The organism is Verrucomicrobiales bacterium (assembly GCA_016793885.1).
Lineage (GTDB): Bacteria > Verrucomicrobiota > Verrucomicrobiia > Limisphaerales > UBA11320 > UBA11320.
In genome coordinates this window covers 1-12,331 of record JAEUHE010000265.1, presented here as the reverse complement: position 1 = coordinate 12,331, position 12,331 = coordinate 1, and the positions used below count along the sequence as shown (strand labels likewise).

10 protein-coding genes are annotated in these 12,331 nt (G+C 58.3%); 1 reads left to right on the top strand and 9 read right to left on the bottom strand.

The features are described 5' to 3' along the window. Positions 1-40: 40 nt before the first annotated feature. The 4 genes from miaB to JNN07_28735 form a co-directional block, all read right to left on the bottom strand. The gene (gene miaB, locus JNN07_28750) at positions 41-1,414 is read right to left on the bottom strand and encodes a tRNA (N6-isopentenyl adenosine(37)-C2)-methylthiotransferase MiaB (GenBank protein ID MBL9171753.1); all 1,374 of its coding nucleotides are present in this window, start codon (positions 1,412-1,414) and stop codon (positions 41-43) included. Positions 1,415-1,425: 11 nt separating this feature from the next. After that, positions 1,426-3,189 carry an arginine--tRNA ligase gene (gene argS, locus JNN07_28745; protein ID MBL9171752.1) on the bottom strand — a complete coding sequence of 588 codons (1,764 nt, stop codon included), beginning with the start codon at positions 3,187-3,189 and terminating at the stop codon, positions 1,426-1,428. An 89-nt stretch (positions 3,190-3,278) separates the two neighbouring features. Then, complete coding sequence (locus JNN07_28740; GenBank protein MBL9171751.1) at positions 3,279-3,740, bottom strand: PTS sugar transporter subunit IIA; 462 nt, start codon at positions 3,738-3,740, stop codon at positions 3,279-3,281. A gap of 355 nt (positions 3,741-4,095) precedes the next feature. Next, entirely contained in the window at positions 4,096-5,280 is a 1,185-nt protein-coding gene (locus JNN07_28735; GenBank protein ID MBL9171750.1) for an aminotransferase class I/II-fold pyridoxal phosphate-dependent enzyme, read from the bottom strand. A 223-nt stretch (positions 5,281-5,503) separates the two neighbouring features. Between JNN07_28735 and JNN07_28730 the strand changes: the two genes are divergently transcribed. After that, entirely contained in the window at positions 5,504-6,931 is a 1,428-nt protein-coding gene (locus JNN07_28730) for a sulfatase (GenBank protein ID MBL9171749.1), read from the top strand. Positions 6,932-6,933: 2 nt separating this feature from the next. Here the strand turns inward: JNN07_28730 and JNN07_28725 are convergent, their stop codons facing one another. From JNN07_28725 to JNN07_28705, 5 genes are all read right to left on the bottom strand, one after another. Next, a complete protein-coding gene (locus JNN07_28725; GenBank protein ID MBL9171748.1) occupies positions 6,934-8,040 on the bottom strand; it encodes a DegT/DnrJ/EryC1/StrS family aminotransferase in 1,107 nt (368 codons plus the stop codon). Positions 8,041-8,286: 246 nt separating this feature from the next. Then, entirely contained in the window at positions 8,287-8,961 is a 675-nt protein-coding gene (locus tag JNN07_28720) for a 1-acyl-sn-glycerol-3-phosphate acyltransferase (GenBank protein ID MBL9171747.1), read from the bottom strand. Then, positions 8,961-9,614, bottom strand: a complete 654-nt coding sequence (cmk, locus tag JNN07_28715) for a (d)CMP kinase (GenBank protein ID MBL9171746.1) — start codon at positions 9,612-9,614, stop codon at positions 8,961-8,963. The genes JNN07_28720 and cmk overlap by 1 nt, the downstream gene beginning before the upstream one ends. A 30-nt stretch (positions 9,615-9,644) precedes the next feature. Then, the gene (locus JNN07_28710) at positions 9,645-10,958 is read right to left on the bottom strand and encodes a 3-phosphoshikimate 1-carboxyvinyltransferase (GenBank protein MBL9171745.1); all 1,314 of its coding nucleotides are present in this window, start codon (positions 10,956-10,958) and stop codon (positions 9,645-9,647) included. Positions 10,959-10,996: 38 nt separating this feature from the next. Next, the gene (locus JNN07_28705; protein ID MBL9171744.1) at positions 10,997-11,881 is read right to left on the bottom strand and encodes a prephenate dehydrogenase/arogenate dehydrogenase family protein; all 885 of its coding nucleotides are present in this window, start codon (positions 11,879-11,881) and stop codon (positions 10,997-10,999) included. Positions 11,882-12,331 lie beyond the last annotated feature (450 nt).

The window sequence follows — 12,331 nt, the reverse complement described above, 5'->3', positions numbered from 1 at the left end:
CCTGGGGCTCGTCAGTCCCGGGGAATCACCACCGCGTCGATCAACCCATCGGATCCAAACCCAGGTTCACGATCGCCGGATCCCCATACAACGTGTAGCTGCCATACCGGGTGATCTGCACATCCATCACCTGCCCCTGATGCCGCTCCGATCCCTCAAAGATCACGATGCGATTGCATCGAGTGCGCCCCATGAGCCGAGCTGCGTTGCGCTTGCTCGGTCCTTCCACCAAAATCTCCATGCGCTTGCCCACGCAGGCTTCGTAACGCTTCCCCCCCACGTTCTCGATCAACGCGAGCAGGCGCTGATTGCGCTCCTCTTTAACCTCATCGGGCAGCTGATCCGGAAGGGACGCCGCCGGAGTGTCCCGACGCTGGGAATAGCGAAAGATATAGGCGTTGTCGAACTCCGCCTCGCGCACCAGCGATTCGGTCTCGAGATAGTCTTCCTCCGTTTCGCCGGGAAACCCAACAATGATGTCGGTGGTCAGCCCCATGCCCGGACGCACGTGTCGCAGGCGCTGGACAATCTCGAGGAAGCGCTCCCGGGTGTACCCGCGATGCATGGCTTTCAACATTCGGTTGCTGCCGCTCTGCACCGGAATGTGCGCGCTCTCGACCAGCTTGGGCAACCGTCCATAAGCCTCCACTAAATCCAGGCCATATCCCTTAGGGTGCGGCGACGTGAATCGAATGCGCTCCAGCCCGTCGATTTCATGAACCGCCTCGATGAGCTGTACAAAGCCGCTGCGACCGTCCAAGATGGGAATCTCGCGCTTGCCGTAGCTCGTCACAATCTGCCCCAGCAACGTGATCTCCTTCACCCCGCGCGACACCAATTCGCGACACTCGGAGACGATGTCCGGTATCGATCGACTGCGCTCCTCGCCACGGGTGTAGGGCACGATGCAAAAGGTGCAGTATTGATTGCAGCCCTGCATGATGCTGACGAATGCGCTGATGCTTCGCGCCTGGCTCGTGCCGCCCAGAAGATGTTCCCGGATCGTTCCCTGACTGCCCTCCTCCTCGGCCACATCCACCACCTTCTCGCGTCGACCTGCCAGGATCTCGTCGACGTACTCCGCCGCGCGATGAAACTTTTGAGTGCCCAGCACCAAATCGACGTCGGGCAACTTGTCGATCAGCTCCTTGCCCCGGCTCTGCGCCATGCACCCCATGAATCCGAGCACTACGTTGGGACGATTCTTACGCACGTCGGCGGCGATGTTCTGCATCTTGCCGATCGCTTTCTGCTCCGCCATGTCACGAACGCTGCACGTGTTCAGCAACACCACATCGGCAACCGCCTCGGAGCTGGCGAGCGTATATCCCTTGGCCACCAGCTGCGCGGCGACTTGTTCCGAGTCGCGCTCGTTCATCTGGCATCCGTAGGTTTTGATGTAGACGCTCGGCATGAGGGCTCCTGTTACATCTGCTCCAGGACATCAATGCCCAAGAGCTCAAGCCCCTGCTTCAGCACCCGACCCGTCATCTCACACAGCACCAACCGAGTGTTTCGATCCTCGCCCTCGGCCTTCAGAACGGGGCAACTCTCGTAGAACCGCGCAAAGAGCCCGGCGAGTTCGTAAAGATAGAGACACAAATAATTCGGGCGATACTCCGCAGCCACCGCTTCCAGCGTCATTCCGAAAGTCAGCAGATACTTCGCAAGCGAGATTTCATCGGCATGCTTGAGGGCGACCTGATCGAGATCTCCAATTCCCTGAGTTCCCGCCTTTCGGAAGATGGAACGAATTCGGGCGTAAGCATACTGCAGATAAGGCGCCGTATTGCCCTGCAGGGATAACATCTTATCCCAGCTGAACACGTAATCGCTCTGTCGGTTGGGCGAGAGATCCGCATACTTGACGGCCCCCAAACCCACCACGCGCGCGACCTCGCGTCGCTCCGCCTCGGGAAAATCGGGATTCTTCTGGGTCACCACGTCGAAAGCGCGCTGCTCGGCCTCATCCAACAGGTCGGCGAGCTTCACGGTTTCTCCGCTGCGAGTCTTAAACGGCTTGCCGTCATCACCAAGAATGGAGCCAAACCAAACATGCGCCAGTCGCATCGAGCCTTTCAGCTCCGGATGCCATCGATGCCAGGTTGAAAAGATCTGGCGAAAATGCAGCTGCTGTCGACCGTCCGTGACATAGACCACCTCGTCAGGCTTCCAGGTCTGCCAGCGGTAGGCCAGCGTGGCGAGGTCGGTCGTCGCATAGTTGGCGGCCCCGTCTCCTTTTTGAATGAGCGCGGGATTGGGAACCCACTCGCCTTCCTTCTGAACCAGAAAGGGATCTTCCTTGGGCGGCACGGAGCCATCGCTGAACACGCAGATAGCGCCCTGGCTCTCGCTCGCGATGCCGCGGTCCCGCAGGTCCTGCACGACGGCCTTCAACTGGGGATTGTAAAAGCTCTCCCCAAGGGTCACGTCGAACTTCACGCCCAGCCGACCATAAATCGCATCGAACTGGGACTGGGAAAGATCGATCATCTGTTTCCAGATGGCGAGGTTCTCGGCGTCGCCCGACTGCAGCTTCACCAGTTCTTGGCGAGCCGCTTCCCGCACCGAGGGATCCGCCTCGGCCGCGGCTGTGACCGCCTTGTAAAGCCGCTCCAGCTCGCCCAGTGAATCCTTAGCCAACGCCGTACGATCCAATTGCTGCTTCCATCCGACGGTCAAGAGTCCGAACTGGGTGCCCCAGTCGCCGATATGATTGTCGGTGATCACCCGATGCCCGAGCAGACGAAAGATGCGCGAGAGCGCATCGCCCAGAGCCGTGGAACGGATATGCCCTACGTGCATCGGCTTGGCCACGTTCGGCGAGCTAAAGTCAATGACCACCGTCCGCGGTTTTTCGGACGGCTGCAGATACAGGGCCGCCCCCTTGAGCGGAGCGCACAGGGCTTGAGCAAGCACGCTGGTTTTGACTCGGAAGTTGAGGAATCCGGCACCGGCGATTTCCACACCGTCACACCAAGCCGACACATCCAGATGCTTGAGAACATCGGCCGCCAGCTGACGCGGATTCATCTTGCGCTCTTTGGCCAGCGCCATGAGCGAGTGGGTTTGGTAGTCGCCGAACTTGGCATCAGCGCAAGGCCGCAGCACTACCGATTCAAAAGCGGAGTCAGGAAGGACGGTCGCAACCGCCTGCCGAAGGTTTTTTTCGATTGGGAGATGGAGCATGTCGTGAAGAGCCGCTTGGTTCATCTCGGCTCACCCCTCAATCGACCGCCGGAAGCCGATGGCCGGTGCCCGTGAGCCCAAAACGCGGACTAAACTTTGGACGTCTTGATGGCCTGGTACATCATGTTCGCGTCGGCCGCTTCCTCCAGTGCCCTCCGCGACGTCTCGTTCTTGAGCAGCTTCGCGATGTCCGCCAGGGTCCGCAAATGCTTCTGGAAGTGGCCTTGAGGAACCACGAACAGCATCACCAGGTTGACCGGCTGGTTATCCAGAGCATCGAAATTGATCCCTTTCTTGGAGCGACCCAAGGCCCCCACCACTTCGTAGATGAGATCCGAGGAGGCATGAGGAATACCAATGCCAAAGCCGATACCGGTACTCATCGTGGTCTCACGCTTTTTGACCACCGTAAGTATGGCATCACGATTCTCGGGCTTGATTTTGCCAACCGAGACGAGATGGCTAATCAACTCGTCGATAGCCTCCCACCGATTGGTGGCTTTCATATCCGGATTGATTTGCTCAGGGCTTAGGATATCCGCGAGATCCATAAAGCGATAACTGAAAAGCATTTCGCCTTATCAGCCAGGGCAATGCAAGAGCGGAATCGACTGCGATCGAGAAAAAGATTTCAACCGCGGGAGCAACCCGTTCCCGACCCCGTCTGAAGAAAGGAGAGAAATCGTGAAAGATTCCGCCAATCAAACCGTAGTTATCCATGTAGATGTGCGCGACTCCAGTGAAACGAGGGTGGCGACACACCAACAAATGGCAAGATGCCCAAAATGAAACAATTTTAGTTAGTCCTACCCAAAATTCCGGTCGATCCTTAAGCACGATCGACTTTCACCCACAACGGAGGTGGATTCACTGGCGATTCGGAGATCCGAATCGCCAGCTCTTCTTTTACCCCTGCTTCAAGGTTTTGACAAAACGCGCCATACGCTCCATCGCAATCTCAATCTGAGGGAGCGCGGTGGCAAAACAGCAGCGGAGGTAACCCTCCCCACTCGCTCCGAAGGCACTTCCGGGCACGCAAGCGATCTTCTCGCGCTCCAACAGGCGAACGGCAAAGTCTTTGGAGGATAAGCCCGTAGACCGGATGCAGGGGAACGCGTAGAAGGAACCCCGCGGTAAATGACAGGTCAACCCCATGTCATTTAACGACTTAACGATGAGATTTCGCCGAGCCCGGTACTGGTCCCGCATCATCACCGTGTCGGCCTCACCATGCTGGATGGCCTCCAGGGCCGCTTCCTGACTGATGATGCTCGCGCAGAGCATCGAATATTGATGGATGCGCATCATGGCATCGATCAAGGGCGCTGGCCCACAAGCGTAGCCGATGCGAAAGCCGGTCATGGCATAAGCTTTGGAAAAGCCATGCAGAAAGATGGTCCGCTCGATCATGCCCGGCAAAGACGCGATGCTGACATGCTCCCCTTCGAAGGTAAGCTCGGAGTAAATTTCGTCGGTTAGGACGATCAACCGGTGCTTTTGAACCAAATCCGCGATCTTCTGAAGCTCAGCACGCGTCATCGTGCCGCCCGTGGGATTGGTGGGAAAGTTAAGCACCAACACCTTGCTCTTGGGAGTGATCACCTTCTCGATCGCCGCGGCGGTAACCGCAAAACCGTCCTCCGCCCGACAAGAAACAGCCACCGGAACTCCGTGGGCCAGCGAGATGCTGGGAGAGTAGCTGACATAGCAGGGCTCATGATAGATGATCTCGTCGCCCGGGTTGGTAATGGCTCGAATGGCGATGTCCATCGCCTCACTCACCCCAACGGCGATTAGGATCTGGCTCTTGGGATCGTAACTGACCTTGAAATGCGTCTCCAAGCTTCGGGCAATCGCTTCGCGCAGCTTGGGCAGTCCCAAGTTGGAGGTGTATCCCGTTCGCCCGCGCTCCAAAGCGTAGATGGCGGCTTCGCGGATATGCCAAGGCGTCACGAAGTCCGGCTCCCCAACACCCAGGGAAATCACGTCCTTCATGCCTTGGACAATATCAAAAAAATCACGAATCCCTGAACGAGGGATGGCGCGAACATTGTCCGCAACGTATTGTTCCGATGGAAACGCAGTCACCATTAAAGGAACCTATTGAAATGAGGGGTATGCTGACAAGCAGGCAGTTGCGGACTCGAACAGTTCCCACACTGACGACTCTCCCCATCTTAGTCGGAAACCTAGTCGGAAACTTTATCGGATTTGGACTGGTGTAGCGCCCTTCAGCTTTAGGCACCGCCACGGGGGGCCCAGAAAGAGATCGATTGGCGTGGTCTGGGGAGGTGAGTTCTGGTTGGATTCCTCCATGTTCTCCGCCCGCTCACTCTGGATTCTGTCCTTCGGGATGGTTGTTGGCTGGTTTGGAATGGTGTGTTCTCGAGCCGCGGCTCCCGCTGCCAAACCGCCGAACATCATTCTGATCTTGGTGGACGATCTCGGCTGGGCGGATCTCGGATGCTATGGAAATCGCTTTCACGAAACCCCGAATCTCGATCAACTGGCCCAGGAGGGGGTGCGCTTTACGAGCGCCTATTCCGCCTGCACGGTGTGCTCACCCACTCGAGCCAGCCTGCTCACGGGGAAATATCCAGCGCGCCTCCATCTAACCGACTGGATCGCCGGCCATCCACGGCCACACGCTAAGCTCAGTGTGCCCGCTTGGACGCAATCACTCCCTGGTAACGAGCGCACGCTTGCTGAAGCGCTTCGTGAGGTGGGTTATACGTCTGCCAACATCGGCAAGTGGCACCTTGGCAAAGCCGATTCCTACCCGGAGCAACACGGATTTGACCGCAATGTAGGCGGTTACGAGCGAGGCCAGCCGCCGAGCTACCACTCGCCCTACCGCATCCCAACCCTAACCGAAGACGCGCCCGGAAAGTTTCTGACCGACCGGGAGGCCGATGAAGCCATCCGTTTCATCGAGGAAAACCGCACGCGATCCTTCTTTCTCTATCTTCCGCACTACGCGGTCCACACCCCGTTGGCCGGCAAGCCTGAGGTGATCGCCAAATACCAGGCCAAGCTCGGAGCCGGGGGAGATCGCGTGCAGAACCCTGTGTATGCAGCCTTGCTGGAAAGCGTCGACCGCGCCGTTGGAAGCATCCGTCAAACCCTGGCCCGCCTTGGGCTTCAAGACCAAACCATTCTGCTCTTCACTTCCGACAATGGGGGGCTCGTCCTCGGGGGGAAGAAAGCCCCCACATCCAATCTCCCGTTACGTTCGGGCAAAGGCTCACCCTACGAGGGTGGCGTGCGCGTTCCTCTCATTGCCTTCTGGCCAAAGGTCACTCCGGCGGGGGCGATCTGCGATGCGCCGGTGATCACCCCGGATCTTTACCCAACCGTGCTGGGCTTGGCAGGCGCCAGAGTGGCGAAGGGGCAGATTATCGATGGAACAGACCTTCGACCACTGCTCCAACGACCTTCTCGCCCTTCGCTTCGCGCTGAAAATCGCGCGATATTCTGGCACTACCCTCACTACCATCCCGGTGGGAGCACGCCATACAGCGCAATCCGCGAGGGTGACTACAAGCTCATCGAGACATTTGAGCAGGGAAAGGCAGAACTCTATGACCTCAGGTTGGATCTTGGAGAAACCAAGAACCTGTTGGAGTCGCATCCGAAAAGGGCCGCCCGATTGCTGAGAAAACTTCAGCAATGGAGGGTTCAAACCGGAGCTCAAATGCCCTCAGCCAACCCCGACTACGATCCCGCACGGGACACTTTTTGAGATCAGAACTTGAACGACTTGATGACGTCGACCACCCGATTCTGTTGCGACTCCGTCAGTTCCGGATAGATCGGCAAGCTCAGGCAGTGCTCGCCGGCGCGCTCGGACTCAGGAAAATCACCCTTTTTATACCCGAGCGATGCGTAGCACTTCTGCAGGTGCAGCGGCAGCGGATAGTGCAAGCCACAGCCCACTCCGTTGGCTTCGAGATGTTTCTTCAAATCATCCCGACGCGGATGACGAATCACATACAGATGCCAGGCGCTCTCAACTCCCGCCGCCTCACAGGGCAACTCGAGCGGAGTGCCGCTCAAGAGCTGGTTATACCGGAGTGCAATGCGACGACGAGCCGTGGTCCAATCCGCAAGGTGCTTCAGCTTCACCCGGAGAACGGCCCCTTGGATGCCTTCCATTCGGTAGTTGAAGCCAATCTCATCGTGGTAGTAGCGAACGGTGGATCCGTGCTCACGCAGGGATTTGGCTCGAGCGGCCAACTTCGGATCATTCATCACCAAAGCGCCTCCTTCGCCATAGGCACCCAAATTTTTGCCCGGATAGAAGCTAAATCCCGCGGTCACTCCGAAAGTGCCTACGATCTTGCCCTTGTAGGTTCCCCCGTGCGCCTGGGCCGCATCCTCAACTAACGGCAGGTTGTGCTTGCGAGCGATGGCTTGGATGGGATCCACATCGAAAGGATGTCCGTACAAATGGACCGGCATGATCGCCTTGGTCTTGGAGGTAATCGCCTTTTCGATCTGGTTGGGATCGAGGTTGAAGGTCTTTCGGTCGATGTCGACATAGACCGGCCGCGCCCCGACATAAGAAATGGCCCAGCTCGTGGCAACAAAAGTGAAAGGAGTGGTGATGACTTCATCTCCAGGCTTCACATCGAGCAGCAGCAAAGCGACATGCAGAGCGGAAGTGCCGCTGTTGAAGGCCACGGAGTGCCCGGAATGGCAATAAGCGGCAAAGTCCTTCTCGAACTGCTCGACATCAGGGCCCAGGCAGAAGGAGCAGCGATCGAGAGTTTGGGCGATGGCTTTGTCGATTTCGGCACGAAGAGGACGCATCTGTGCCGCCAGATCCAGGTAAGGGACTTTGTCGATCATTGAGTCGGGTAGTTAGAGTGCTAACGTTCGCCTGGGCATAGTCCCAGATCGAGACCGCTGGGACTTGATAATGGCGCGACGACTTGGAAACAATGCTTTTCCCCGCCTCAACCAGAGGGGCATGAGCGCGCATTGCTTAACACAAGCCAGCCGACCAAAGATCGTCCCATTGGGTCCATCGGCAGGCGGACGTGGAACCTAAACCCAAAACTAGTGGGGTGTCTCACACGAGATACCCCACTAGGTTCAAGGGAACGTCGCCTTGTCTTCGCAAGGTTGCAAACGGGCAATTTCTGCCATGATGGCATCGGCCACCTCCTGGTAGATGACCTTCAGGCGTTGTTTAGAGCAGACCTTAGCCTCTTCCCGTAGCCGCGTGAGGTCCAGGGGTTGGCCATATTTCACGGTCACCGGGCACAGGCGGGGAAACCTCGCGAATCGGTTGAACGCCTCGAAAGTTCCGAAAACCCGAACAGGAATCACGGGCGCATCCGATTTGATCACCGTGAGCCCCACTCCAGCTCGCGCGGGCCGTAGCTGACCGTCCGACGTCCGGGTGCCTTCGGGGAAGAGCAGGATCACCCCTCCCCTTGCCAGCCGATCAAAAATGCCCTTGAGCCCGGCGGCACCCGCGCCCTCCCGATCCACCGGAACGCAATAGAGTCGGCGCAAGAAGTAGTTGAAAAAACCGTATTTAAAGAGGGTGTCCCGAGCCAGATAGTTGACCGGTCGGCCCAGCCCGCTACCGATCAGCGGCGGATCCAGGTAGCTGGCGTGGTTGGCTGCCAAAATCACCGGGCCGCTTTTGGGCAGACGCTCGGGATTAAAATAGTGCCCGCGGAAGAAAAAGCGAAAGATCGCGTGCGAAATCACCCAGGTGCATCGATAAACCCAGGTCATGCTGGAGAAATCTGGAAGCATCAGCTTTTCCGAGCAGCCAGCCGACGATGAACTTCGTCAATGATGATCTGGCTGGTCTGTTCGATGGTCAGACCAGAGTTGTTGATCACCATGGCACCCAAGGGGATCATCAATGGATTCGACGCGCGTTGGCTGTCCGATTCATCCCGCTTCGCCAAATCCTCATTCACCCCATCCGCCCAACGACGCTTGCTGCGCTCCGCCAGAGGAGCATCCAGGTAGAACTTAAAGTCCGTGTCCGGAAAAATGGCGCTCCCGATGTCCCGCCCCTCCATCACCAAGTTGCCAAAACTGGCGCAGGACTGCTGCGTGACTTTCATCCATGCGCGCACCTTGTTGTTGGCAGCGACGTGAGCAACAGCCGCGCTCGTCTCCGAGGTGCGGATCTCCTTTTCAGGAAAATAGCCGTCGACAGTCAGCCGAAGGTGATGATCCACATTCGTCAAACAGGTCTTCCACTTTCGGCAAAGCTGCGCAACCGCCTTCTCATTGTGAACATCCACATTCTTGTTGAGACAATACCAGGCCAGCGTGCGATACATCGCGCCCGTGTCCACATAGGTATAGCCGAAGTGCTTAGCCACGCGCTTGGCCGTCGTGCTCTTGCCGCTCGCGCTGGTGCCATCGATCGCGATGATAATGGAATTGGTCATGGCAGTGTCAAAAGTAGATCGTGATCGAGATTAAAGAGCGACAAGCTCTTCGGGGACCAGGAGGCGACGGTTGACCGGCTCCACGATTCGCACGCCCAATCCGTGAGGAGGCGCCCCGGCAAGCTTCTGGAAGAAATTCGGGAAAGTCTTTTTCACACAACTAGGATTCTTGAGCCGCATGCCGGGGACTTTCAACCCCAGAATGGCAAAACACATCGCCATGCGATGATCGCCATAGGTCTCAATCTCTGCCCCAACCAAAGGGCCAGGGTAGACGGTGAGCGTGTCACCCTGCTCCTCCACCCGGGCTCCACAGCGTGTCAATTCGGTCCGCAACGCCAACACCCGCTCGCACTCCTGGACGCGAAGCCGGCCAAGGTCCGTGAACCGAATTGGGCCGGGCATGGTGGGAGCCAGAACGATGGCGGTCATGATGCTATCGCCCAAGTGCTGCTGTCGGGAAACGACCGGAGGCAACGGGAGGTAGCGGGGGAACTCCGCGTCAATCTGCCATCCGGAGCTGGGCCAATGCGCCACGGAAATGCCTGGACCCACACTCGGGCCGGGAATCGAACTCGAACCGGAACCGACTCCGGTGCCAATCAGAGCATTGGCACCCCAAAAGTAACTGCCGCTGGAAGCATCGGGCTCCACCTGGAATGAACCGCCGTGCCTGGGAAAGACCTGAACCAGCTGCTCAGTCATCACCACGTAGGGTGACTCGTCCAAATTGGCCCCCTGCAGGACCACTTTCCATCCGCCCACCCAACCGCTGAGTAACAGCGCGGAGGCGAACTGAGAACTCTCCTGAACCGAAACCGTGCAAGATCCAGGCCGAGCACCCCCCCCATGGATCAGGGCCGGTAATTTGTCGTTAAAGGAATCAATTCGATACCCCAGCTCGCGGAGGGACTGAAACAAGGCGGCTTGAGGCCGTTCGTGCATGCGAGGCACTCCGTGCAGTCGATAGACCCCTTCTCCCAAACAAAGCATGGCCGCCAGAAATCGAGCCGCTGTTCCGGCATTGCCCACGAACAGTTCCAGCGGCTTTTCTGCCGTGCCGCCCCGGGGAATAACTCCGCCCTTCCCGTAAACGGTGATGGTTCGGTTGTCGGACTCCAGCGGATCGGGAGTCACGGCGACCATGAAACCAAGATCCTGCAAGCACTCCACCATCACCTGCGTATCCTCGCTCCACAAGGCTCCGCGCAGGATTGATTCCCCATCCGCCAAGGCAGCCAGCACCAAAGCACGGTTGGTGATGCTCTTGGATCCGGGCACGATCACTCGGGCCTGGACGTTGCCAGCGGCGGGAATCAATTCAATCAGATCAGGAAGAGACACAGGTCAGCAGGGACGATTCATGAGGCGGGACATCGAGTTCATTCGGGAGAACAGGAATCAGGACCGTGACACCAGTTATCGCGACGCTCCTTCGCCTTGAGAAAAAACTCCTCCACCGCTGCGCCATCGCCGGAATCGAGGGTGTGTCGAAACTCTTCCAGGGATTCAATAAAAACTCCCAGCACGCGGCTCAGGTTCTTCTGGTTCGCGAGGCAAATGTCACGCCACATCTCCGGGGATCCGGAGGCGATGCGAGTGGTGTCGCGAAACCCTCCCGCACACAACTTGGCCTGCTCGCGCGGGTGCGCCGGGCTCAGGACATAATGGGCGAGTTCGGCGGCGATGACATGGGGAAGATGACTGGATCGGCTCACCAAATCGTCGTGCTGCTCCGGGCTCAGCAGCAACGGAACACCGCCGACGCCCTTCCACAGCGCCTCCACGGTCTTGACGGCTGCTGCGGGTGAGTGGCGAGTCGGCGTAACGACACAGGTCGCGCGATCGAACAGGTCCACCCGAGCAGCGCCCATACCCATCCGCTCGCCTCCCGCCATCGGGTGGCTTCCGATGAAGACGCTCTTGGCAGCCGCAAGCAGCGGTTCGAGATCCTGCACCAGCGCCCCCTTGACGCTACCTACATCGGTGACCAAAGTGCCCGGCCTCAGGGCGGGCAAGCACTCCTTCACCAAGGCGCGCATCTGGGCGATGGGTGTGCAGAGGATGACCAGATCGGCCTCGCGCACCGCTTCCTTTAAATCGCAGGTGGCCAAATGCGCGATGTTGAGCTGATTGCACTCCGACACGCTGGCCGAGCGACGCACATACGCCACCACACGCCGGGCGAGGGCGTGTTTCTGGAGGGCCAGACCGAGGGATCCCCCAAGCAGTCCGACGCCAACCAAAGTGACTTGGTTGAAGAGCACAGGCGGAGCATAGATAAAGTCCCTTCCGGGTGCAAAGAAGGATGTTTTGGAATGCAGCGATTCCCCTATGGCAACGGCCGGGTTGCTTGCACGGAGTTCCGCCTCCCCGTACGGAGTTCGCCTTCAGGCGGAGGGGGCACCGATGTGACATTGAACGCGGGAACCTGCTAAAGCAGGAACTCCATGCACCGAGGCGTTGGTTCCCCGTACGGAGTTCCGCCTTCAGGCGGAGGGGGCACCGATCTGACATTGGACGCGGGAACCTGCTAAAGCCGGAACTCCATGCTCCCAGGCGTCCGCCCCCCGTACGGAGTTCCGCCTTCAGCCCAATCCATGCAGTTGGAGTCGCGTTCGCTCATGGAGATGCCCCTAGGTTTAGCCAGTTGGGTTCGAGCCTTCCAACTGCATTGCAGTTGGGAAGTGGAGAAACAATTTTGTCCAAAAGTCTTC